The following is a 25,141-nucleotide window of genomic DNA, read 5'->3' on the forward strand; positions in this document are numbered from 1 at the left end:
GCATTGAATGCGTTTGGCGAACCGGAACTGAAATCACCAAAACAGAGGCTCACGCGTTTTACACTTTTTACCAACTAACTTACGAAATACGGGGACAACAGGGGTATTTGAATCAAACCTTTTTTGACCAAATATTTTCTACCTTATCCGATAATATTCGACTACTCGTGTGTTACCACGACCAACAAGTTGTTGCCACTGCGCTGTATTTTGTTGACGCTAATACGCTTTATGGACGCTACTGGGGCTCTGATCAGCAATTCGACCTTCTGCATTTTGAGGCCTGCTATTACCAAGGAATCGCGTATTGCATCGATCATGGTTTAACCTGCTTTAACCCTAGCACTCAAGGTGAGCACAAGATCAGTCGAGGCTTCAAGCCAACATTGACCTATTCTTATCATGCGATTTACCTTGATCCATTTGAACAAGCCATTAAGCGATTTTGTCTGGACGAAAAAGCCCATAATCGTTTATACATGGCTGAATGTGAAAAAAACTGCCCTTTAAAAAGATCGAATGTTAAGACCCATCCGTATCATTGGTGAAATTAAATGGTGAAAATACCGTTCTACTAAATACATCTCGCATTTGGAGTTTATTATGAAGTTGCCTTCTCTCATTTTGGCCTGTGTTTTAGCCGTTTTTGTCACTGCATGTAGCTAAGGCTCAGGAAGTTAAAAGTTTGATGGGAGACCTTCCCATCGCCGTAAAAACCGACAAACTCAGTGTGCAGCAAAGTAGTATTGTTTTAGGACTTGGTTGCTTTTGGGGGCGGAGAAAAAATTTGCTCTATTACCGGGGTTATCGATGTTAAATCGGGGTATGCCGACGGACGTGGTTTTGATGCTACTTATAGAAACATAACGCAACGTAAACATAAATTTAACCCAGACAATTATGCCGAAGTAATTGAAGTTACGTTCAACCCAGAACAAATATCTTTGTCATTAATTTTTAGACACTTTTTTGAATTGCACGACCCTACGCAACAAAACCGTCAAGGTAACGACATTGGCACCCAATACCGATCTACGATTTTGTATAACACGCCTGCAGAAAAACAAGTTGCGTTAGAGGTGCAAGCACAATACCAGACGTTATTAACAAACGCGGGGTTCGATAAAATAACAACCAAGCTAGCACCTCTTGATAAATTTCATGCTGCGGAAACTTATCATCAGGATTATTTAGTCAAAAACCCGAACGGATATTGTCCTGATCATTCAACCGGAGTGCGGTTTGATAAGACTAAAGATAAATCTCGAGAGGTTGATAATACGGCCATACTGTCAGGCCAGCATATCGTGATCATCGATTCTGAGTTTTGCCCTTATTGTGACTTATTTAAAAAGACGTTGCCAATAATTACTCTGGTTCGGTGCCGATGCATTTTCGTAAGGCCATGGAACTCGAAGGTCTTGAAGTTACCACTCCAACTTGGGCGACACCAACCATATTATTTATGCAGGACGGCGTCGAACAATACGGTATTCAAGGTTATGTGAATAACAAGGACTTTTATAAAGCCTTAGGTTATTTTAAATTGGGTAAATCTGAAGCATTTAACGTTGCATTTAACGAAGGTACTGACTCACGTTATTGTAAACAATATGAATTATTTAAAAATACGCCTGACGGTAAATTTATCGACAAATTATCTGGCATTGCCTTATTTGACACAGACGATAGATTTAACTCTGGTAGCGGTTGGCTGTCGTTTACCAAACCGATTGACGGTACCGTCACGTATGTCGAAGATAATCGCTTTGGAATGCAACGAACAGAAGTTAGGGCGAAAGATTCGGATATTCATTTAGGCCATGTTTTTGATGACGGTCCTAATGGCAGCAAACGTTATTGCATCAATGCCACGGTTTTGGACTTTGTCGCAGACTAACACAACAGCTTAAACGTAAAAATCTAGGCCAATGCAATCGACCTAGATTTTATTATTCGATACCAAACGATTTGTTAACAGCGATTAAATACCACAAAAAAATTGTTAGCTGGCATATCCGACAATGTTTCAATTTCCAGTTTGCCTTTCGATAATTTCACAACGTCTTCTAAATCCATTAAACCGCCATGACCTTCCGACATTAACCAGTCATTAAACTCTTTGTTTGATTCGGTAGTAAACTTATTGTTTTGCTTGAACGGTCCATAACATACCCACTTCTGGCCAGTCGCCAATGCGCCGCAGATCTGCTCAACAAGCTGCTTTGCATGGGCTCGACTAACAATATGTAAAACATTGCTGGTATAGATAGTATCAAAGTCACCGGCTGGGAATTCATCATCACCAATTGTATATTCAATCGGTTTTAAAAAATTAATGATCCCAACTTTCTGAGACGCTTCCCACCACTGATTTAGTCGCTCAAAGTTTTCCTTAACTTCTGTCGGTTGCCAGCGTAACTGGTAACAATGTTGGCTTAAATGAATAGCCTGTTGCCCAGTACCTGAGCCGATTTCCAATACTTTGCGTTCGTTAAATTCTAGCTCAACCCATTTATCTAAAATTGGGCCTTTGTTATTTTCCGCCGCTGTTAACGTCGGTAAATCGCTAAATACATCCGCTGCATGTGACTGTGGTGGTTGAATTATTGTCATTCTAAATTTGGACCTAACCAGGTTTCAGCTTGTTGCTCATCCCAGCCCTTAAGTTCTGCATATTCTTGCATCTGCGCAAGATCGATTTTAGATACAGCAAAATATTTGGATTTCGGATGAGAAAAATACCACCCTGAAACCGACGCACCCGGCCACATCGCATAACTCTCTGTCAACGTCATACCAATTTTGTTTTCGACATCAAGTAACTGCCACAGCTTAGCCTTTTCTGTATGTTCAGGGCAAGCTGGATAACCTTAGTGCTGGACGAATTCCTTGATATTTCTCTCTAATTAAGTCGTCATTGGTAAGTGACTCGTCTGGTGCATAGCCCCAATATTCTTTACGAACCTGATGATGTAAGTACTCGGCAAGCCCTTCTGCTAAGCGGTCAGTAACCGCTTTAACCATAATATTATTATAGTCGTCATGTTCTTTTAAATACTTATCCGCTAACTCATCAACACCAAATCCAGCTGTAACGGCAAACGCACCTACGTAATCGGCTAGACCAGACTTCTTAGGCGCAATAAAGTCGCCCAACGCATAGTTTGGCGCATTATTACGGGTTTGGATTTGCTGGCGTAAATTAAATAAACGAGTAACAATCTCAGTTCGAGACTCATCTTTATATACTTCTATCGTTTCTTCATCTGAGTTTGCTGGGAACAAACCAAACACGGCTTTTGCTTTCACGGTGCCTGACGCAATAATTTGGTCAATCATGTCGTTTGCATCGTCAAAAACTTTCTGAGCTTGTTCGCCAACAACTTCGTGTTTCAAAATTGACGGGTATTTACCACTGAGTTGCCAAGTAAGAAAATAAGGCGTCCAATCTATAAACGGTCGAATGTCTTCTAACGAGATAGAATCCCAAACATGTACGCCCATTTTTTCGGTACTGGCGGAATGTAATTTTGCCAATCACCGTCAAATCGATTTGCTCTCGCTTTGTCAAACGAAATAAACTTAGTATTGTCACGTTTACGCTGGTGTTGCTTGATCACTGTTTCGTATTCTTTCGCTACCTGAGTCATGAAATTAGGTCGTAATTCATCACTTAACAAGTTAGACACAACCGAAACACTGCGGCTTGCATTTGGCACGTAAACCACAGGATGTTCGTAATTTGGATTAATTTTTATCGCAGTATGGGCACGTGAGGTTGTCGCGCCACCGATTAATAATGGTAAGTCTAACCCCTGACGAGTTAACTCTTTAGCGACATGCACCATTTCATCTAAAGATGGTGTGATCAAACCTGATAAACCTATGATATCAACCTTTTCTTTTATGGCCGTATCGATGATTTTTTGGCACGGTACCATAACGCCTAGGTCGATAACTTCATAGTTATTACATTGCAGGACAACGCCGACAATATTTTTACCTATATCATGTACGTCACCCTTCACGGTAGCCATTAGAACTTTACCGTTGGTGTAACCGTCTTCTTTTTCTTCTTCAATATATGGGTTCAAATAAGCCACGGCTTGTTTCATAACACGTGCGGATTTCACCACTTGTGGTAAAAACATCTTACCTGCGCCAAACAAGTCACCAACGACATTCATACCATCCATTAATGGACCTTCGATGACTTGCAGTGGTCGGTCGTAAAATTGGCGAGCGGCTTCCGTATCTTCTTCAATAAACGTCGTTATACCTTTAATTAAGGCATGTTCTAAACGTTTTACGACGTCCCAAGAACGCCATTCTTCGGTTTCAACTTCAACTTTTGAACCATCCCCTCGATACTTAGGTGCAAGATCGAGTAAACGCTCTGTGGCATCGTCGCGACGATTTAGTATAACGTCTTCTACCGCTTCACGAAGTTCATCAGGAATGTCGTCGTAAACCGCGAGTTGGCCGGCGTTAACAATCGCCATATCCATGCCCGCTTGAATTGCGTAATACAAAAACACAGAGTGCATTGCTTCACGAACAGGATTATTACCACGAAATGAAAATGATACGTTTGATAACCCACCAGACACTTTTGCATGTGGTAGATGAGTTTTAATGTCCCGTGTGGCTTCGATAAATGCAACGGCGTAGTTATTATGTTCTTCAATTCCGGTGGCGACAGCAAAGATATTAGGATCAAAAATAATGTCCTGCGGTGGGAAACCGATCTTACCTACCAATAAGTCGTAAGCGAGTTTACAAATTCGGAACTTTTCTTCTCGAGTTTCTGCTTGACCATCTTCGTCAAAGGCCATTACAACGACTGCGGCGCCGTATCGTTTTAATTTTTTAGCGTGTTCTAAAAATTGTTCTTCACCTTCTTTCAACGAGATGGAGTTTACAATTGCTTTACCCTGAACACATTTTAATCCCGCCTCAATGACTTCCCATTTAGATGAATCTAACATGATAGGCACACGTGCGATGTCGGGCTCTGAGGCAATTAGGTTACAAAAACGGGTCATCGCGGCAACCGAATCTAACATGGCTTCATCCATGTTGATGTCGATAACTTGAGCGCCGTTTTCGACTTGTTGACGTGCCACATCAAGCGCGGTTTCGTAATCCCCTTCGAGGATGAGTCGCTTAAACATTGCCGAACCGGTTACGTTAGTTCGTTCACCGACATTAATAAATCTGCTTACTGATTGCGTGGTCATGGTAAAACTTCTATACGTTAAATGCTTCTAATCCTGACAGGCGCATAAGTGCGGCTGCAGGTCGAGGTGTTCTTGGCTGCTGACCAGATACCACATCTACAAATGCTTGGATGTGCTCCGGTGTTGTTCCGCAACAACCGCCAACGATATTTATTAATTTGCTCTGCGCCCACTCACCAATGTGTTCAGCCATATCTTGGGCGTCCAAATCGTATTCACCAAACTCGTTCGGCAATCCTGCATTTGGGTGCACAGAAACAAAACATTCTGCAAATGACGATAACTCGTCTACATATTGGCGTAACAAATCTGGACCTAGTGCACAATTTAGCCCAATTGAAATTGGGTTTACATGACAAATTGAATTATAAAATGCTTCCGTTGTCTGCCCTGACAAAGTACGACCTGAAGCGTCAGTAATGGTCCCTGAAATCATTATTGGCAAACGATGATTTGCTTCTTCAAATGCAACTTCAACAGCGTAAAGTGCTGCTTTAGCATTCAACGTATCAAATATAGTTTCAACCAAAATTAGATCCGCGCCGCCAGCCATTAGGGCTAGTGTGGCTTTGGTATAGTCAGCAACCAAAGCATCAAACGTGATGTTACGAAAACCGGGGTCGTTAACATCTGGAGAAATAGAAGTTGTTTTTGACGTTGGCCCTAAAACACCGGCGACAAATTTCGGTTTATCTGGGGTCGCCACTTGATCACACGCTTCGCGTGCTAATTTAGCTGCTTCAAAGTTAATTTCATCGGCGAGACTTTCCATCCCGTAATCGGCCATCGACGCAACAGTTGCATTAAAACTATTGGTTTCAATAATGTCAGCACCCGCTTCAAGGTAAGCGATGTGAATGTCTTTGATCACTTGAGGTTGCGTCAATACTAATAAGTCATTGTTGCCGCGCACGGATGTCGGCCAATCTTTGAATCGCTCGCCACGATAATCATCTTCTTCAAACTTATACTCTTGGATCATTGTGCCCATTGCACCGTCGAGAAAAAGTACTCTTTGTTTTAACATTGATGTTAATAATTCTGATTGGTCTGGGCGGTAGTCGCCTTTAATAGTCATGTTAAAATTTTAACCTTAAATTATGCGAAGTTTTCTGTTCGAATTTTTGCACTAACTTGACTTATATCATATGGCGTCTTTTGGTAAACGTAATAATTTAGCCAGTTAATGAATAACAAATAACCATGGGACTGCCACAACTTTATTGGTGGCTGCGTAACATCATCATTTGGAAAGTAATTTACGGGAACTATGGCCTCTAAACCGGCATCAACATCTCGTTGATATTCGGTCAATAAAGTATTTCGGTCGTACTCAGGATGGCCGGTAATAAATACTTTGGTTCCTGCTTTATCTTGCATTAGGTAAGCTCCGACTTCGTCACTTCCCGACACTAAGATCAAATCATCTACTTTTTTCAGTTGTTCGATTGGAACTTCACCGTAACGAGAATGCGGGGCAAAAAATACGTCGTCAAAACCACGCATGATTGGCGCTTTACTTTGCCATTTCTGATGTTGATACACGCCACTTAATTTATCGTCGCGGATCTCATGTTGTAAATCGTGATAGTGGTATATCGCTGCGTGGGCGGCCCAACACAAAAATAGCGTTGAAGTTACGTGATCTTCTGCCCATTTGAAGACTTCCTGAGTTGAGACCAATAGGTAACGTCTTCATAACTTTTGAGACCTAGAGGTGCACCCGTAATAATTAAACCATCGTAATTTCGATCTTTAATATCATTAAAATAGCGGTAAAACGTATCTAAATGATCCTCAGAGGTATTTTTTGCTCTGTGCTCTAAGCGCACTAAATCAATATCAACCTGCAATGGGCTGTTGGATAATAACCGAATTAATTGAATTTCTGTCGTTATTTTATCAGGCATCAAATTTAAGACAGCGACTTGCATAGGACGAATGTCCTGCGTGTCAGCTCTATGTTCTGGCATGACATAGATATTTTCCTGCCTTAAGGCGTCTATGGCAGGTAATTGATCTGGGACTCGAATTGGCATGTCTTCACCTCATAAATACTAATCAAGGAAGATTACTTCAAATTTTAGCAATGTCAACATCTAGATGTTTAGACGTCCATGCATCCTAAATATTTTTTGGGCTCGCGGTAGAATTTAGTCTGTATTCATATTCCGTATTTATCCTTGCCTCATTTCCTCTAATCTCATTTCCCTAATAAAGAAAACAAAACACTACGCCAACTCGAAGGATCATCAATGCCATTTGCGGTTGAAACGACAGTACATTGGTATTGCCGTTTTTCGCCAAACGTGTCGACAAATATGTAAAACCCGTAATAAGTTACCTTCACAAATCACAACTACATCCAATATTGTCTGCCTTATTTGAGATAAGTAAGACAAATAAATTAATTGTAAGTTTCATACGCAAAATCTTTTCCAAATTATTCCCTTCCATTACGCAATGGTATTTTGCTCAAACAGTTTCAAAGTCAAAATCAGTTCAAAAATGACTAAAATCTCGGACCCCCTTAGAACATTAAGATTTGTTTACAACATCAACGTAATTTATTTGACCTAACTCATTCCATACAAGGTCAAAAAGATTATAATTTAGACAGACATTGAACATTATCCCAACCCCTTTTTGTAAAAAAGCGACTAATTTGGATAAATTGGTGGTCATTAAAATCTATAGATAATATATTGGTTAGTAACTAATGTATGTGAAACAATATAACAAATAACCAGTTACGGTTAGTTGGAGCAATATTTACTAATGTATTTTTACGCCGCTAGACAGCCCATTTTGGACCAGCAGAAAAAGCTTTTTGCCTACGAATTACTGTTTAGAGACGGTGTAAGTAATGTATTTCCCGATATTGACGAAGATGAAGCAACCTCACGAATTATTGAAGGTTCGCAGGTCAGTTATGGACTTGAAGACTTTACTGACAATAAGCCAGCATTTATCAATTTCACTTTAGATACCATTTTAAAAAATTACCCAACAATGATGGCACCTGAAACTATAGTTGTTGAAATACTGGAAACTGTTCAACCGGGGCGTCGCTTACTTGCTGCCGTCAAAGAGTTAAAAGAGTTAGGTTATACAATCGCTCTTGATGACTACGAGCATAAGCCCGTATGGAAACATTTTTATCCGTATATCGATATTATCAAATTCGACCTTCGTGCTATGACCATGGACGAAATTGCTGGTATTTTAATTGAGCTCAAGCCTCAATCGCATATAGACATGCTCGCTGAGAAAGTAGAAACCCTCGAAGAATTTGAACAGTGCAAAAACTTGGCTTTAAATACTTCCAAGGTTATTTTTCTCTAAACCTGAACTCGTTAAAGCAAAAAATTTATCACCAGCGCAAATGACATTAGCCGAATTGTTGTATGAGACTTCGAGTGAAACGTTAGATTTGCCTAAGATCACGCAAATTTTTGAGCGAGACGTCAATCTTTCTTATAAATTGCTGCGATATACAAATTCAGCAGCATTTAAACGTCGTGCCGAAATTTCAACAATCAAACAAGCCCTAGTCGTATTAGGCCAGCACGAACTTAGAAAATTCCTATCATTGCTATTTACCGCCCAAGTGAATAACAGCAAACCACAAGAGCTATTAAAAATGGCGATGGTTAGAGCGCGATTTAGTGAATTGTTAGCTGCAGAGAATACTCAAATTGATTCAGCAATGGCGTTTTTAACCGGTATGATGTCACTTATCGACGCGATATTAGATGAATCAATAGATAAGATAATGGAGCAATTGCCACTGGCAGCTGAGATTAAAAACGCCCTAATTAAAGGTGAAGGACAGCTGGCAGAAATATTAAAACTTGCCATTACATTTGAAAAAGGTGACTGGGAACAAGAGTCGAAACTTGAATCTGTGTTAAATCTTAGTGGTAAACAAATTTCAGCTAAGTTTGCCGAGGCCATTAGTTGGGCCGATGACCAACTTTCACTTATATCTTCCGTTTAAAATAGATTTTTAGTCAATATTAAAAAGCGCAGTCACCAAAATTGGTGCTGCGCTTTTTTACATTTCAAAATTATCCTGAAATGAATTTATTCATTTAGGCATCTTTGAAATAATTCAATGCCATAAACTAAATCACTAAATTCTGAATTGAGGCTTAATTTTAGCAAATAGTTTGGGACCAATGCCTTTAATTTCTTTTAGTTCAGAGAGTGTTTTAAACTTTCCTACCTTTTTGCGATATGCAAGTATTGCGGCCGCTTTACTTTTGCCAAGTCCTTTAACTTTAATTAGCTCGTTTAAGCCAACGCGATTAAGATCAAGCAATGAGTGACTGCTTACCTGTTTAACTTGTGCATTTGTTCCATCATTAACCATAGGCAAAGCAGACGCACTGTGCGAACCAAACAAGCTGCCAATAATTAAAAGTAGATATTTTACTGAACGTCCTTTCATCATATTTCCTTTTTGTAGTTTAAGAACATTCCAAATAGTAAATTAGAATGCTGAAACCACAAGTCCAGTTTTTATCAAAAAAGTACAGTTTACATGAGGTTAGGAACTTACGAGTTGCTCGAGTACGCGCTTAATTTGAACCCCAATATTGGAATAGAATACTCTTCGGTGACTCGTTTTCCGCCACACTAGACTCAAGTTACGAAACGCATTTTTATCCTCTAGCTCAGCGACCTGCAGCTTATGGCGGTCAACAAAGCCAGATTTAATAGCGAGCTTAGTTAAATAAGTTGCGCCTGCATGCCCTCTACCATTGCCAATAAAGTCGTTAAACTACTGGCCTGGAATGGATGAACATCTTTAGATTCAGACAAGCTACAGCCACTAATCGTATGCTCTGACAAACAATGATCGCGTTCTAACAAATAGACATTATTTTCTACATTATCTTTATGAAAAACATGGTAAAACTGATCTTTAATCAAATGATACTCAACAAATTCGCCGACGTTATAAGGCGTCGCCATCAACACCATGTCAAGTCGGCCCTCTCGAAGTAAAGACAGGCAGTTGTCTGTTGTATCTTCACGTAAATAAAGGTCCAATTTAGGAAATTGCTCTGCACAATCTTTTATTAAAGGATTTACAACAAATGGGGCGATGGTAGGGATAATACCTAAGTGCAATTCACCGCCGTATTGGTTGCCATCTGATGTTGCCGTGGCCACGAGATCAGCGCTGCTTTCTAAAATTTCCCGAGATTTTTTAACGACATCGACACCAACAGGGGTAAACACAAACGTTTTGTGGTCGCGTTCGATTAACTGTGCATCTAATTGCTCTTCCAAGGCTTGAATTGCACTACTTAATGTTGATTGTGAAACAAAACACTTTTTTGCTGCCTGACCAAAATGTCCAGTATCGTACAAAGAAACTAAGTATTTTAGCTGCTGGAGCTTGGGTAACTTCATATAAATAGCCTTTCTTGAAGTATCAATTTATCGCTTATTTTATGGCGCTTACCTTACCGAATAACCTCCCAACTGACAAAGAGATTCAATAAATTGTTACTTGGTCGGCCAATATCTTGATTCTACCGCAATAGCATATTTTTTTCATAAACTCTATTATTCTTATACGTACGAAAAACGCGCGGGGAGAAAATCCTATGAACGTTTCACATATAAAAAAGTAATATTGGTATCAACAGTAATATTTTGTTCAGCAACAACAGCAGCGACAGTTTCGAATGTTAATTGCGAATGTGCTCAAAAACAAAACGGCTGTGAAGCACCAAAAGCCCAAAGCCCTAGTTGGTGGAATTGGATAACTGGCAACAAAAATGGTTCGCAATTCCACTTTTTTGACCTTATTGAATTACTACACAATAGTGACAAGGTTGCCGCAGTAGACAAGGGAGAGATTGAGGGTGAAAACGATAAAAGTAACGCATAAACCGAGCTTTTTTCCGCTTTGAAAAGTGCAGCGTCTGCCATGATTGGCATTCAAAAGTCAGATAAACACAGTTCAGATTTTAATTCAGATACACCATTTCCATTTATTTTGGCTGGCGTTATTTTAGTGATTGGGTTTATTTTAGCACTGATCACGATTGTTAATTTTGTTGTCGGCTAGGACGAGTTAAATTAAGTTGCAATACCAATGTTGCGATACGTATATAGCAATATCTAAGTAGCGATTTACAGCAAAGTGTTAAATCGCTGCAATTTTACCGAGACTTAACGATTACCTTATCTGGGCAATAGTAAGCAAATATCTCACCTACCTTCTTTCTTGTCGCGCCATTTTGACTAATGTTCCTGCTAACCTTTACAAAACTATGCTTAGCTTCATGGTAAAGCTTTCTAGTGAGTTCAGTGTCATGATTACTAATCAGCACTGGGATCTTTCTATTGAACGCTGTGTGTTCTGCCAAAAGCGCTAATTTGGCCTGCTCATTTGGATCAAAGCCGCCTACCGAATAACTCGTAAATTTTGCGGTTTGACTTAATGGAGCGTATGGCGGATCGCAGTAAATAACAGAACCGGCCCTTGCCCGCGAAAACGTCTTTTTATAATCCTCACAAACAAACTTAGCTTTTTAGCTTTTTCCGAAAATGCATAAATTTCATTTTCTGGAAAATAGGGTTTGTTGTAGTCACCAAAAGGCACATTAAAGCCTCCTTTCAAATTATAACGACATAACCCGTTATAGCCGTGGCGATTCAAATAGATAAATAACAAGGCTCGATAATACAGATCGGTAGTGGTATTGAACTCCTGACGCAAACCGTAATACATCACTTTGTCGTTATTTTTCTGATTGAAAAGCGTTCGAGCATCAGTGACAAGTGTCTTTGGTCGCGACTTTACATATTTGTATAATCGAATTAAATCTGGATTAACGTCATTTAGTAGGTAAGAATCATAGTTACTATTGAGAAAAACAGAACCGGCACCGACAAACGGTTCAACCAATTTTTCCCCTCCGGCAATCTGGAGTGGATCTGCTCAATAAGGCTGTACTTTCCGCCGGCCCACTTAAGAAAGGCTCTGGTTTTCTTGGTCATGGTTACTCGGCTTTTTCGAAACGTTGATTATAAGTTTGAATTTGTTGTTGGATCACCGACACTGATTTTGCCCAAGCATTCGGCTCGAGGCGTGAGGCAACTTCGCGAGCTTGTGTAATGGTATCAAATAAGCCATAGGTCACCACTATCCAATCTGTCCCATTTCGTTGAATTTTGTAAATCCGAAATTCACTGGGCTTTACTGGTGCTGAAACTAAATACTCAGCTAAAGTTGGCTCTGAGCTAACCGCAGTAAACTGCAATACATAGCGGTCTTTTGGCAATGACATAAACGCGTCATTGTCAATTTTATACAAACTTGGTTGCGGCTGTTCTGGGTAATTCTCTGATGCCGTTGCAATAATTAAGTCACTGTCGTTCACAACCTGTTTGGCTACGGCCGCTGACTTAGACAGTTGATTTTCCACTGACTGTTTTTTAACGGTAGAAGGAGTATTAGCAGCTAATGACGGCGTAGATTTTACGGATGTCGTTCCCGTCACTTTTGCGCTGTCCTCCGCATTGCCACCTTTATCAGGGTTTGTCTGCGGCGTGATGACCGAGGCTGGGTCATCCAAAGATGCTTGTAACGCAGTAAACATTTCTTCAGCGGACGCTGTCCGGGTCGCCGCAAGATCATCGGCATACAAGGTACGACTTTTAAATTCTGGTATCGACACCTTTTTATTGGCGTTGAGCACTTGTTTCACCGCCAAAGACTCATCATCCTCCGGACCAATATGTTGCTTTGCAACGTTTGGAGTTGAGTCAAAATAACCCACATTGTAGGCATAAATCCCAAGGGCAAGAAGTAAACTTGCGAGCGTGACAATTGCCCCCAAAGTTTGATATTTAAGCCGCCTGAATTAACTAACTCTAAGTTATTTTGGTCGTTATAGGCCAATAACTGGATCGGAACACCTTTTGAGTTTTCAATCCAACGCTTCAACTTTGAATCGGTAATCGCTGGCAACTCAGAAAAATACGTATTTAACAGATGATAACTTTCGTCCTTTGACAACCTAGGTATTGATTCAACGGCGATAAGCTGTGAATTAATATTTAACAAGGTGGCCGAGATTGACTTGTCGAAACTGAGTACAATTGAAAACTGGATACCCGCACCGTTAATTTGGCTAAAGACCTGTAATAACTCACCAACCAGTTTTGCAGACATATAGTGCGCATTATCTATCGCTACCATTAGTTCAGTTTGCTGATTAAACTCAAGGAATGAGCTTACAAGGGGTTTTTCTGGGTCAAATAGTACATTGCCAAACAATTGCTCTATTATCCGGCTGCGGAGCTGTACATCCGTGATGTTTTTTGAAGCTGTGACATAACATTTGTTGGCATCTGGCATCGCCGTTGTTAAAACTTCTTCTAACAAAACGGTTTTGCCAAACCCCATGCCGCCTTCAAGCGCAACGATCTTGTTTTGAGTTAACAAAGAACGAAGTTGAACTAAATAATTTAGTCGACTTGGTGGGAAGTAGAAATTAGAGCCCAAAGCGGTCATTGTAAAATTAGTTTCAGTTCACTCTCGGTTACGTCTGTAACCAGTATCGCCTCACCTAAGTGTTTCGGCAATACAAATCTTATGGTTTGTGCCTGAACTTTTTTATCTTTTTTCATATGAGGAATATATTGCTCATATGACATTTGTGCAGGTCCTTTCGAAGGCAACGAAAACGCGTCATTTAGAGCAACGATGCGATTAACGTCAGCATCCGATAACCAACCACGTAATTTGGCTAATTCGGAAGCTTGCACCATACCGACAGCAACTGCTTCGCCGTGAAGCCAATTGCCATACCCCATTTCAGCTTCGATAGCGTGCCCAAAAGTATGACCTAGGTTAAGCAATGCTCGAACACCACTTTCTTTTTCATCTTGCGCAACAATATCAGCTTTATTTTGGCAGCATTGCTTAATGATATAAGACAATACACTTGGAACTTTCGCTGAAATTTCAGCTAGGTTAACTTCGAGATATTCAAATAATTGAATGTCACCCAAAATACCGTATTTAATAACCTCAGCCATTCCTGCTGAAAACTCTCTATCAGGCAATGAAGAAAGGGAATCAATATCAATAATTACGGCTTTAGGTTGGTAAAACGCACCAATCATATTTTTGCCGAGTGGATGATTAACTGCCGTTTTTCCGCCTACTGATGAGTCAACTTGACTCAATAAGGTTGTTGGGACTTGAATAAAATCAACACCACGTTGGTAGGTGGCCGCAACAAAACCTGTCACGTCGCCTATTACACCGCCACCTAAAGCAATTAGAGTTACATCACGACCATAATTACCCGAAAGTAAAAAGCTCATGATATGTTCGTAACTTGCTAATGTTTTGTATGCTTCACCATCAGGTATGGTCACAGTCGCTACATCATATTGAGATAGCAATTCTGCAACTTCGGTGGCAAAGATGGGTGCTAAAGTATCATTTGTAACAATGACAACTTTAGTTCCTTTGATGTGTTGCGAAAACAAAAAGCATCAAACATCGCTCCCTGTTTTATATAAATCGGGTAGCTGCGTTCACCTAACGAAACATTTAGGGTTTCCATACTGACAGCCTCCGCTATTTAGAAATCGAGTTTACTAATAATTTCGTTTGCAACAACACGTGCACTTTGTTCATCGGTTTTAACCACGATGTCAGCCACTTCTTCATAAAGTGGATTACGTTCTTCAGACAAGCGAATCAATACATCTCTCGCTGGTTCTTCAGTCTGTAACAAAGGTCTACGCTTATCACGTTGAGTACGAGCAACTTGTTTTTCAATTGGGGTTTCCAAATAAACTACAATTCCACGTGCGGATAGACGATTACGAATTTCTTTACTGACAACTGAGCCACCGCCTGTGGCTAACACAATACCTTGTTTTTCGGTCAATTCAGTGATGACAGATTCTTCGCGTTGGCGAAAACCCTCTTCACCTTCGATATCAAATACCCATGCGATATCAGCGCCAGTGCGACGCTCTATTTCCTGATCCGAATCGACAAACTGCAAATGCAATTGATCGGCGAGGTGTCTGCCGATTGTGCTTTTACCCGCGCCCATTGGACCAACTAAGAAGATGTTACGTTTTTCAGCCATATTACCTAATTCAAATACTATGTTTTGTGTTTACAACAAGCCCAAGGCACCATACTTCGCGCCCATGAAAAATTTAAGGCGCGAATTATCGCAAAAAAGTGGCAAAATTGCAACTAAGAGTTGTCAATAAGAAGCTAACTACAATGCATCAGTAACAATTTTAGGTGTTACGAAGATTAAAAGTTCGCGTTTTTCGTTAAAAGAAGTATCCGTTCTGAACAATCTACCAATAAATGGTAGGTCACCTAACAGCGGAACTTTACTTACGGAGTTTATCACTTGTTGCTGATATATTCCCCCAATACTATAGTTTCACCATTAACAGCTGTGACTTGTGTTTGTAGTTGCTGCGTATCAATCGCGACAGCTGGGCCAGTTGGTGTAGAAACTGTATCGCCCCGCGCATCTTGAGTGATGTTTAAATCTAATATTACACTGTTATCTGGCGTGATTTGCGGTGTAACTTCCAAACTTAATACCGCTTTTTTGAATGACACAGTTGTTGCACCACTCGACGCAGCCTGAACATAAGGTATTTCTGTACCCTGCTCAATCCGCGACATCTTTTGATTTGAAGCCGTGATACGTGGGGTCGCAACTATCTCACCCTTATTTTCACGCTCTAGTGCAGATAATTCTAAATCTAATAATGTACCGTCAGCTAAACGGGCTATTTGCACAGCAATACTACCTGCAGGACTTGCAACGGGTAAGTTTACATTTAGTCGTTGGGCAACAGGTATTGCAAGGACGCTAGTTTGCTCGCCGCCTGTAGACGCAGTATCTTGATTGTAATTTGCTGAACCAGCGCCATCCAATGACCCGCTGATACCCGATGTATAACCACTGCTTGGTGCATTTCGGTCAGTAATCCCCCAACGAATACCAAGTTGCTCGTCAATATTGTCACGAATTGTGACCATTCGAGCCTCAATAATTACCTGTTTAATTGGAATATCTAATGTTTTTACTGCTTTTTTAACAGTTTCGATACCATCAAACGTATCTTTAACTAAAAGTGTATTTGTTCTGTCATCCACTGATACTTGACCGCGAGGAGTTAAAAGTGACGTTCCATCTGATTTTAACAATGCCGCGATATTTACCGCTTTCGCGTAGTTTATTTGAATAAACTCGGACACCAGCGGTTCATTTTCTTCCACTTTTTACGTGCTTCAAGTTCGCGAGCTTCACGAGCGGTTAATTCATCCGCTGGGGCAACCATTAATACATTGCCGTCCATGCGTTTATCTAAACCTTTCGTTTTTAATACGATATCGAGCGCCTGATCCCACGGTACGCCATTTAATCTTAGTGTTAATGACCCAGACACTGTATCCGATACCACTAAGTTAAACCCGTTGTAGTCCGCGATTATTTGTAAAACAGTTCGTATTGGTAAATCCTAAGTTTAGGGATATCGGCTGACCTTGATACTCAGTTCCGCCGGCTAATATGCCTTGTTGCTCTGCGGCTTTAATGACAGATAAAGTGAAGATATTATCAAGTTGTTGGAAGTCATACTCAAACTCACCGTCAACATTAACAACTAAACGCGTATTAACGCCCACTTGGAATGTTTCAATACCACCTACCACAGTGCCAAAGTCGGTCACGTCCATTTTATAAAGCAGTTCATTTACAATATCAGTATTGTGAAACTCAATAAAAATTTGATTGTCAGAGGAAGTGACATCAACCGCTGCCATATTATCGCGTAGGAACACCAAAACACGACCTTCGGTTTCTTGACTAGGATCTGTACCACGACGGAAGTCTAAAGCTTGAATGCGATTGATAAGTGTAATTGCAGTGTCTTGTTGTGCTTGAGCTTCTAACGATGCATTGTCTGAAACACGAATAAAGAAACGATTACCTTCAACACGTGATTGATAGATTTTTAAGTAATCGAGTAAAATGCTCACCATAACGCCGTCATCCATATACTGGGTTTCAACATTAATAACGCCATCTTTCTCGATTAATACGTTAGCTAGGCTTTCTTCAAAATCAGTTTCGTCAAAAAACATTTCAATTCGAGCAGGTTCGTTATAAACCTGAACATTTGGATCTGCGTAGAGTTCTTCATCAAAGACAAATTCGAGTTCAGTTTCACCTTTAACAATTGGGCTATAACGAATGTCATACAACAAAGGTATCGATTGTGCGGTAAACACCATAAAAGGGCAAACATCCCAACAAGCGATCGCACCGTTGCAGATTTATTTTTATTTTTTGTTTGAAAATCCATATTTTTGACCATTTTTATTCTTCTGCCGTAGCTTCTGCCATTAACACGGTTGCCGTTCGCTCTTTCCAGCAACCCGCACCGTCGGGGATCAGTTCAATTAAATCTACTTGATTATCCGTAACCGAAGTTATTCTACCGTTAAATAGACCAATATAGTTATCATTAGTTACTCTATGTAATGAACCATCTGTTGCTTCTACTAACGCCCAAATTTGATTATTCGTGCCTAACGTACCTTTCATGCTTAAATTATCAAGCGCAAATTTTTCCAAAGGTTGTTTTCTTCTTCGATGATCAGGGGCAAGGCAATTTTGAACTGGGACAAAATTTTCTTCAATAGCTTCAGGTGAAGGCAACTCAAACGGACTTCGCGTAATGACTGCTTCATAATCGACATGAACAAACTTTTTGACTTCTGGGATTGGATCAATCTTAACCGGTGCGCCGTTTTTCACCTCATTCATATACTGCTGAATATCAGACACGTCATCGTAACAACCTTGAACCAAAAGAGTGAATAATAACATTAACCGTTTCATTACTTCGACTCCTTATAGCGGTAGGTTTTAGCGACAACATTTAGTCTAAGCTCTTTATCCCGAGCATCTTCAATCGAAAATTCGTGCAAGGTTACAATCCGCGGCAGTGCTGCAACTTTACTGACAAATTGGCCAAATTCATGGTAATCGCCAATAACTTCTATTTGAATAGGTAATTCTGTATAAAACTCGTTTTCTATTTCCGGTAACCAATTAATTCGAATAAACGTCAAACCCGAGGTTGTACCTACGTAGGTTATGTCATCTAGCAATCCTAGTGTTTCATGAGATGATGGCAACCTTTTCAGTAACAAAGAAAAATTTTGTTCCATGTCTGTCATCTGTGATTTGTAAGAATCAAGGTTGACCGCAGCCCCATATTTTATTCGGTACGTCTTTCTAAGCTGTTGTTCATTGGCTTCAGCTTGTTCTAATTCACTGATTTTTCCACTGACCAAAAACATATAACTCAACACCGAGACCGCAATGGCAACAACTAAAGCCATTGCAATTTTAGCGGCTTTTGGCTATGGACCCCATATTCTCAAAATCGATATCATTGATATCAAATTCTGATAAGTCAAAATTCAGCTTGTCGAAGTTCATTTTTTCGCTCCAACTTGCTCAGGTAAGTACTCAGTTACTTTTATTGTCATCTTAAAGTTACTTAACAAAGAGTTTTCTTTTTTGCCTGCAACAATCGATTCTAGTATAGCGTCCGATAATAGTTCGGATTTGTCGATTTGACGGATCATATTGGCCAAACGGTTGTTAGATTCGCTTCGGCCTGTTACTAAAATTAAATTATCTTTCTTCTCAACTCTAGTCAGGTAAATCCCAGCAGGCACAATCGCGGCAACTTCATTCAGTACCTGAGTACCTAAATTACGTGAACTTTGCAGTTGTTCAATCAATCGAATACGTTGGTTTAGATTATCTTTTGTATCATTCAAATTTCGAATTTCGCGGATCCGCTTATCCAAAATTGAGATTTCACTTTTTAAATAGTTATTGCGATATTCTTGTCCGGCAATCCGTTCAGAAAAGTAAAAGTTTAGTAAAAAACGAAAAAGACAACAATAGCCGATAATCCAGCCAATATAGCAATGAATTGCTGTTGCATTTCCCTTCTGGCATTTTCACGCCATGGTAATAGATTTATATATGGCATTCAGAAAAACTCCTTAGCGCCAATCCGGTTGCAATCATCAACTGAGGTTGAATTAGATTAATTTCATCTAAATCCAATTCGGCTGCGACTTCCATATTTTTTAATGGGTTTGCAATTACGGTGTGTATTCCGAGTTCATCAATTAACAAACGATCTAAACCATTTATTAACGCTGTGCCGCCAGAGAGAACGATGTAATCGACGTTTTCTTTTTCACTGGTATTTAGGAACATTTGAATCGAACGACGAATTTGTTGAAGTAAAGCCGTCTGGAACGGAGCCAAAACTTCAAACGTGTAATTTGGAGGTAAATTACCTAGTACCTTATCTCGCTCAGACTCTTCGAACGATTTACCATAATAGGTAACAATTGAATTTGTGAACTGTTCGCCACCAAATACCTGATCTCGGGTATAAAGTGCCCTTTCACCCTGTACGATACTTACCAGCGAAATTTGTGCACCGATATCGACAAAGGCAACAACTTTATCTTCAGCGTCGTCTGGTAATTGACTAAAGCACAATCGACCAGCTCGACTTAAGGCGTAACTCTCAACGTCCATGACTTTCGGCTCAAAGCCGCCATCCATTACCGCGTGAGATCTAACTTCGATATGTTCAGTACGTGCTGCACTTAACAAAACATCAACCTTGGAAGGATCAGCTTTATTCACGTTTAGCTTTTCAAAATCTAAGCTAACTTCGTCAAGAGGGTATGGGATCAAAGAGTCTGCTTCAATTTCAATTTGACTTTCTAATTCAGATTCAGAAAGCGAAACATCCATATAGATAACTTTTGTTATCACACTAGCTCCTGATATCGCGACGGCAGCATGTTTGACATTTTTAGGCATATGTTTACGAATTTTTGCAATCACACGAGATACAGCTTCAATATCTTGAATTTCACGATCCTTTATCATTCCTTTAGGCATTGGTTCTAATGCCGCGGCTTCCATACGAAAGATTCCATGTTGTTCTGACAACAACACAGCCTTTACTGAGTGTGACCCTATATCGATTCCCACCATATAAGGGACACTCTTGGTGAAAAACTTTTGATTATCTCAACTATCATGTCAAGTAACTGAGCTTCCTGAAAAAATATGCTTTAATACAGAGATTAGACGCTTTTTAATCGAATAAAAAGCCTTTTCTCTATGCTGGTTCTAGTTATACTATCAGCTCGTTACATATTGACAAATTTTTTTAGGTAGTTTCAATGGTTTGGCTGAATAAATTACTACGAATATTATTCTATTGTGGATTATTAGGGCTTACGGTTTTAGTTTCATTTTATTTTTATATTCAAGATGAATTGCCTGATGAGGCATCAATTCGCGACGTTCAGTTCCAAATACCGATGAAAATTTATACAGCGGATGGCGAACTGATCTCCCAATTCGGTGAAAAACGCCGTAACCCATTACTTTATGAAGAAATTCCGCCTCAGCTGATGGAGGCGATTATTGCCACCGAAGACTCTCGATTTTACGAACACTTTGGATTTGATCCTATCGGGATCGTTAGGGCCGCTTTTGTTTCTATTACAAAAGGTCGTGCCGCACAGGGCGCAAGTACCATAACCCAACAGCTCGCTCGAAACGTATTTTTAACATTTGATAAAACCATCATCCGAAAAGTAAAAGAACTTTATATCGCTTTGCACCTTGAGCAAATCTTAACGAAAAAGAAATTATAACGCTTTATCTCAACAAGATTTATTTTGGTAACCGAGCCTATGGTATCGGGGCTGCAGCGCAAGTCTATTACGATAAGCCAATTAATGAATTGACGCTGCCACAACTTGCGTTAATCGCTGGCTTACCAAAAGCTCCTTCGTCATATAACCCTGTTCGCAATCCAGCTAAAGCCAAATGGCGTCGAAATGTTGTACTCGGACGTATGTTCACTGTCGGTGCGATTGATGAAGCGACATATAAAGAAGCAATTGAAGCGCCAATTACAGCAAAACTCCACGGCGCCAATATTACCGCACATGCCCCTTACGTCGCAGAAGAAGTAAGGAAAGAAATGGTTGAGCGTTATGGTAAAGAAAAAGCTTATACCGAAGGATTTAAAGTTTATACAACAATAGATGCTAAAACGCAGAAAGCCGCACAGATTGCGTTAAGAAATAATATTTTTGCCTATGACGAGCGACATGGTTATCGAGGCGCTACGCTCACTTTATGGAGTGAGGAAGAGACAGACAGTACAACTTCTGCTAATGCCAGTTGGAGTCTAGAAAAGATCGACCAAAGGTTGTCTCGCCTTAAGCAATTTAATGAATTAATGCCTGCGGTTGTTACAAATACAACAGAGCAAACCGCTTATGTGCAGCTCAAAGGCAATCAATTTGACGTGATTGAGTGGGACAACTTGAGTTGGGCTCGTGCTTATATTAGTGACGACAAACAAGGGCCAGCCCCTAAATTGGCGTCTGACATCTTAGTACCTGTAGCGCGCAGATATGGGTTCGAAAACTTGAAGATGGTCGCTTACGTTTAAGTCAGATCCCAAGTGTCACCTCGTCAATCGTGGCACTTGATCCGAACAACGGTGATATCAAAGCTCTGGTCGGTGGTTACAATTTTGTTGGTAATCAGTACAACCGAGTGACTCAAGCAAAGCGCCAAATCGGCTCAAACATTAAGCCCTTTATCTATTCCGCCGCCCTAGAAAATGGCTTTACATTAAGTAGTTTAATAAACGACGCACCAATCAATAAATGGGATAAGAATCTTGGCACAGCATGGCGTCCAAAAAATTCGCCTGAAAATTATGATGGTCCTACGCGAGTTCGACGTGGACTTGCTCAGTCTAAAAACGTGATGTCGGTTCGATTAATGCGTTCATTGGGTATCCAAAAAACAGTTGATCACCTAACCAAATTTGGTTTTGCTGAAAGCGATTTACCTAAAAATGAATCACTTTCACTTGGTTCGGCATCGTTAACGCCGATTTCAGTTGTGACTGCAATGAGTGCGTTTGCAAATGGCGGGTATTTAGTTAAAGCAAATCTTATTGATCATGTCACTGATGCAAGCGAAAAAATGTTTTCCAAGCGACAAAATATATTGCAAGAGAGCCTTCACAATTAGAACCGTTAGACGCACTTACTGACGATAACGTTGAGGTCACAGAGGATTCGGTTGAATCATTTGCCTTAGACGCCCCACGAGTCATTAGTAGAGAAAATGCGTTTTTAGTTGCAGACGCAATGAACAGCACCGTTTGGGGAGGCGGAACATGGAGTAAAGGTAATGGCTGGAACGGTACTGCGTGGCGAGCACAAACGTTAAAACGTCGAGACCTCAGTGGCAAAACAGGGACAACGAATAGAGCTGTAGACACATGGTTTACCGGCTTCACCCCCAAATTAGTGGCTACAACCTAGGTCGGCTTTGACGCACCGGGACGTCCGTTGGGCCGAACCGCTTATAATAGCAATTTAGGTGACGGGCATATTTATGGCGCGGAATCAGGCGCGAAAACCGCATTGCCTTAGCTGGGTAGATTTTATGAGTCGCGTTTTACCTGACATTCCTGTTACCTATCGAGAAATTCCAGAGGGGTTGTTTCCGTCAGGATAGATCGAGAAACGGGACTTCTATCTAGAAAAACAGATTACACAACCCGATTTGAATACTTCAAAAAGGTACTGAACCAGACAAATATGCAGAAAACTCCCGACCTGTGAATATCGACGACGAAGAGGACTTTATTGCCGAAGAAGAAGAGTTGTTTTGATCAATTCGTTACTTAAGTTCGATTAATCACTATAACGCCTTTTTCTTTTTAAACTTATTGGCAATGACGTGTTTTTGATACGCGACAAGCGCATTATAAGAATCATTTGTTACGGCTTCAATTGGGGTTCTATAGGCAATGTCGCGTAACCATTCAATATTATAAGGGCATGTGTTGATGAGTTGTTTAACTGACTCAATAGCTAATGCCTTATCCTCCACATGACAATAAAACAACGCTTCTGCGAACATCGTTGGCGTAATCACAAAGACATTGTCTCGGTTCAATGCGTCGCCGTTTAGCCCTTCTGCACTGGATGTTTGGGGTGGTATTTCGATAAAGCGCGGATCAAAATTTGACATCGCTAAGTTGCGATTTGGTTGTACCAAGTGCACCGTTTTATCGAGCTGTTTTAACGTCTTTCCGGTTTTTTGTTTAAAACCATACTGCGCAAAAACTGGATAATATAGTTGCGTTGTCCTATTGAAAGAACATCATAGTCATTCCGCAAAAACCAATTGTCATCATAAACTGTCACAAGTGGCAGCGCACTTATGGCATATAGGTTTTTATCTGATTTTATGTCATTAAATAAACGCATACATTGTCCACATTCTCGTTATCAGAACTAATACCACGGCAAGCTAATACCACAACAAACCAATAAGATACAAAAAACCGCATTAATGCGGTTTTTACGTTTAGCGCTAATTTGCAGTTCAGTCAAAAATAGATCAAAAACCTATTTTGGCAACACCAGACTTAATAGCGGCTTCTGAAACGGCATTTGAAACGCGTTCCAACAAACGAGCATCCATCGGTTTAGGTATAATGTAATTTCGGCCAAACTCAAGAGAAGTTAGATTTGACGCAACTAAAACTTCTTGCGGAACGGGTTCTTTTGCTAAAGAACGAATCGCTTCAACCGCAGCTATCTTCATTTCATCATTTATAGCAGTTGCTCTTACATCTAATGCACCGCGGAAAATGAACGGGAAACACAAAACGTTGTTAACTTGATTAGGATAATCTGAACGGCCTGTCGCCATAATTAAATCATCGCGAACGGCTCTTGCTAATTCAGGTTTTATCTCAGGGTCTGGATTTGAACAAGCAAATACCACAGGATTAGGAGCCATAAGTTTGAGTGCATGTTGACTCAGTAAGTTTGCTCCAGAAACCCCTACAAATACATCTGCGCCATCCATCACATCTTCTAAAGTACGTTTATCAGTATTGTTGGCAAAACGCTCCTTGAATTCATTCAGGTCGTCACGACGAGTATGGATAACCCCTTGGCGGTCTAACATATAGATGCGTTCACGTTGCGCACCGCATTTGATAAGTAATTCCATACAAGCAACTGCCGCTGCGCCAGCGCCTAAACAAACAATAGTCGCCTCTTCTAATCTTTTACCCTGAATTTCTAAGGCATTTAACATGCCGGCAGCCGTAACTATTGCGGTTCCGTGTTGGTCATCATGAAATACCGGAACGTTACAACGTTTGATAAGTTCTCTTTCAATTTCAAAACATTCCGGTGCTTTGATGTCTTCCAAATTTATGCCACCAAACGAATCTGCAATACTTGCAACTGTGTTAATAAACTCAGCGGGGTTTTATGTGTTACTTCAATGTCAAACGAATCAATATTGGCGAAACGTTTAAACAATAGCGCCTTACCTTCCATTACTGGTTTAGACGCCAATGGACCAAGATTACCCAAACCTAGTATCGCTGTACCATTTGTAATGACCGCAACGGTATTTCCCTTTGACGTGTATTTATATGCGTTATCAGGATCTGCAGCAATTTCTCTCACCGGTTCAGCAACACCATGGACTATAAGCCAAAGAAAGGTCATCGACAGTTTCCGCCGGTTTTGTTAAGGCAATACAAATCTTTCCTGGAGTAGGTTCTGAATGGTACTGCAGTGCACGTTTCTTTAAATCCGACATTGATATAATCCCAGTTGCGTAGTTCTAATTATTAATTGTTGTCCTAGCCTAACGATCCTCGTTGATCAAAATTAGGCGTAATCG

16 protein-coding genes and 10 pseudogenes are annotated in these 25,141 nt (G+C 40.3%); 6 read left to right on the plus strand and 20 right to left on the minus strand.

Annotated features, from left to right (window positions below):
* Window positions 1–2 precede the first annotated feature (2 nt).
* Entirely contained in the window at window positions 3–548 is a 546-nt protein-coding gene (locus PN838_RS10155) for a GNAT family N-acetyltransferase (RefSeq protein ID WP_272182559.1), read from the plus strand.
* 140 nt (window positions 549–688) lie between these two features.
* Window positions 689–1,900: pseudogene (msrA, locus tag PN838_RS10160) on the plus strand (peptide-methionine (S)-S-oxide reductase MsrA).
* A 74-nt stretch (window positions 1,901–1,974) separates the two neighbouring features.
* On the opposite strand, the gene PN838_RS10165 reads toward msrA, so the two are convergent.
* The 4 genes and pseudogenes from PN838_RS10165 to PN838_RS10180 all read right to left on the minus strand — a co-directional run bounded on the left by PN838_RS10165 (window position 1,975) and on the right by PN838_RS10180 (window position 7,282).
* On the minus strand, window positions 1,975–2,616 hold the full coding sequence (locus PN838_RS10165; protein WP_215963958.1) for a DUF938 domain-containing protein: 642 nt from the start codon (window positions 2,614–2,616) through the stop codon (window positions 1,975–1,977).
* Window positions 2,613–5,243, minus strand: a pseudogene (metH, locus tag PN838_RS10170) (methionine synthase). The gene PN838_RS10165 and the pseudogene metH overlap by 4 nt, the downstream one beginning before the upstream one ends.
* 10 nt (window positions 5,244–5,253) lie before the next feature.
* Window positions 5,254–6,321 carry a homocysteine S-methyltransferase family protein gene (locus PN838_RS10175; RefSeq protein WP_215963960.1) on the minus strand — a complete coding sequence of 356 codons (1,068 nt, stop codon included), beginning with the start codon at window positions 6,319–6,321 and terminating at the stop codon, window positions 5,254–5,256.
* Window positions 6,322–6,341: 20 nt separating this feature from the next.
* A pseudogene (locus PN838_RS10180) lies at window positions 6,342–7,282 on the minus strand (homoserine O-succinyltransferase).
* A 739-nt stretch (window positions 7,283–8,021) separates the two neighbouring features.
* Here PN838_RS10180 and PN838_RS10185 point away from each other — a divergent pair.
* Window positions 8,022–9,243, plus strand: a pseudogene (locus PN838_RS10185) (EAL and HDOD domain-containing protein).
* Window positions 9,244–9,378: 135 nt separating this feature from the next.
* Here the strand turns inward: PN838_RS10185 and PN838_RS10190 are convergent.
* Together PN838_RS10190 and PN838_RS10195 are read right to left on the minus strand one after the other, a co-directional pair.
* The gene (locus PN838_RS10190) at window positions 9,379–9,696 is read right to left on the minus strand and encodes a ComEA family DNA-binding protein (RefSeq protein ID WP_215963963.1); all 318 of its coding nucleotides are present in this window, start codon (window positions 9,694–9,696) and stop codon (window positions 9,379–9,381) included.
* A 281-nt stretch (window positions 9,697–9,977) separates the two neighbouring features.
* On the minus strand, window positions 9,978–10,667 hold the full coding sequence (locus tag PN838_RS10195; protein WP_272180589.1) for a LysR family transcriptional regulator: 690 nt from the start codon (window positions 10,665–10,667) through the stop codon (window positions 9,978–9,980).
* A 226-nt stretch (window positions 10,668–10,893) separates the two neighbouring features.
* On the opposite strand from PN838_RS10195, the gene PN838_RS10200 reads away from it, so the two are divergent.
* Window positions 10,894–11,151, plus strand: a complete 258-nt coding sequence (locus tag PN838_RS10200; protein ID WP_272180590.1) for a hypothetical protein — start codon at window positions 10,894–10,896, stop codon at window positions 11,149–11,151.
* A gap of 18 nt (window positions 11,152–11,169) precedes the next feature.
* Complete coding sequence (locus tag PN838_RS10205) at window positions 11,170–11,331, plus strand: DUF2970 domain-containing protein (RefSeq protein WP_256448318.1); 162 nt, start codon at window positions 11,170–11,172, stop codon at window positions 11,329–11,331.
* Window positions 11,332–11,425: 94 nt separating this feature from the next.
* Here the strand turns inward: PN838_RS10205 and PN838_RS10210 are convergent.
* The 12 genes and pseudogenes from PN838_RS10210 to PN838_RS10255 form a co-directional block, all read right to left on the minus strand.
* Window positions 11,426–12,266 (minus strand): annotated as a pseudogene (locus tag PN838_RS10210) (Dam family site-specific DNA-(adenine-N6)-methyltransferase).
* 2 nt (window positions 12,267–12,268) lie between these two features.
* Window positions 12,269–12,976, minus strand: a complete 708-nt coding sequence (locus tag PN838_RS10215) for an SPOR domain-containing protein (protein ID WP_272180591.1) — start codon at window positions 12,974–12,976, stop codon at window positions 12,269–12,271.
* Window positions 12,973–13,785: an AAA family ATPase gene (locus tag PN838_RS10220; protein ID WP_272180592.1), complete on the minus strand. Its 813-nt coding sequence runs from the start codon at window positions 13,783–13,785 to the stop codon at window positions 12,973–12,975. Before PN838_RS10220 ends, PN838_RS10215 begins: the two co-directional genes overlap by 4 nt.
* Window positions 13,782–14,848, minus strand: a pseudogene (gene aroB, locus PN838_RS10225) (3-dehydroquinate synthase). The gene PN838_RS10220 and the pseudogene aroB overlap by 4 nt, the downstream one beginning before the upstream one ends.
* Window positions 14,849–14,866: 18 nt before the next feature.
* Window positions 14,867–15,385 (minus strand): shikimate kinase AroK, encoded by a 519-nt coding sequence (gene aroK, locus PN838_RS10230; RefSeq protein ID WP_272180593.1) that lies wholly within the window; start codon window positions 15,383–15,385, stop codon window positions 14,867–14,869.
* Window positions 15,386–15,523: 138 nt separating this feature from the next.
* A pseudogene (locus tag PN838_RS27230) lies at window positions 15,524–16,548 on the minus strand (type IV pilus secretin PilQ).
* Window positions 16,506–16,733 (minus strand): secretin and TonB N-terminal domain-containing protein, encoded by a 228-nt coding sequence (locus PN838_RS27235; protein WP_370661022.1) that lies wholly within the window; start codon window positions 16,731–16,733, stop codon window positions 16,506–16,508. Before PN838_RS27235 ends, PN838_RS27230 begins: the two are co-directional and overlap by 43 nt.
* Window positions 16,734–16,737: 4 nt before the next feature.
* On the minus strand, window positions 16,738–17,565 hold the full coding sequence (locus PN838_RS27240) for an AMIN domain-containing protein (protein WP_370661023.1): 828 nt from the start codon (window positions 17,563–17,565) through the stop codon (window positions 16,738–16,740).
* 85 nt (window positions 17,566–17,650) lie between these two features.
* Complete coding sequence (locus PN838_RS10240) at window positions 17,651–18,175, minus strand: pilus assembly protein PilP (protein ID WP_215963972.1); 525 nt, start codon at window positions 18,173–18,175, stop codon at window positions 17,651–17,653.
* A pseudogene (locus PN838_RS10245) lies at window positions 18,175–18,781 on the minus strand (type IV pilus inner membrane component PilO). Before PN838_RS10245 ends, PN838_RS10240 begins: the two are co-directional and overlap by 1 nt.
* The gene (locus PN838_RS26320; protein WP_334313337.1) at window positions 18,778–19,128 is read right to left on the minus strand and encodes a PilN domain-containing protein; all 351 of its coding nucleotides are present in this window, start codon (window positions 19,126–19,128) and stop codon (window positions 18,778–18,780) included. The pseudogene PN838_RS10245 and the gene PN838_RS26320 overlap by 4 nt, the downstream one beginning before the upstream one ends.
* Before the next feature lie 205 nt (window positions 19,129–19,333).
* Window positions 19,334–20,377: a pilus assembly protein PilM gene (locus PN838_RS10255; protein ID WP_272180594.1), complete on the minus strand. Its 1,044-nt coding sequence runs from the start codon at window positions 20,375–20,377 to the stop codon at window positions 19,334–19,336.
* A gap of 191 nt (window positions 20,378–20,568) precedes the next feature.
* On the opposite strand from PN838_RS10255, the pseudogene PN838_RS27245 reads away from it, so the two are divergent.
* Window positions 20,569–23,099, plus strand: a pseudogene (locus tag PN838_RS27245) (penicillin-binding protein 1A).
* A 29-nt stretch (window positions 23,100–23,128) separates the two neighbouring features.
* Here the strand turns inward: PN838_RS27245 and PN838_RS10280 are convergent.
* Window positions 23,129–23,494, minus strand: coding sequence for a hypothetical protein (locus PN838_RS10280; RefSeq protein ID WP_272180596.1), 366 nt, complete (start codon window positions 23,492–23,494; stop codon window positions 23,129–23,131).
* 339 nt (window positions 23,495–23,833) lie between these two features.
* Window positions 23,834–25,057, minus strand: a pseudogene (locus tag PN838_RS10285) (malic enzyme-like NAD(P)-binding protein).
* Window positions 25,058–25,141 lie beyond the last annotated feature (84 nt).

The organism is Psychrosphaera algicola, from assembly GCF_028401425.1.
Classification (GTDB): Bacteria; Pseudomonadota; Gammaproteobacteria; order Enterobacterales; family Alteromonadaceae; genus Psychrosphaera; species Psychrosphaera algicola.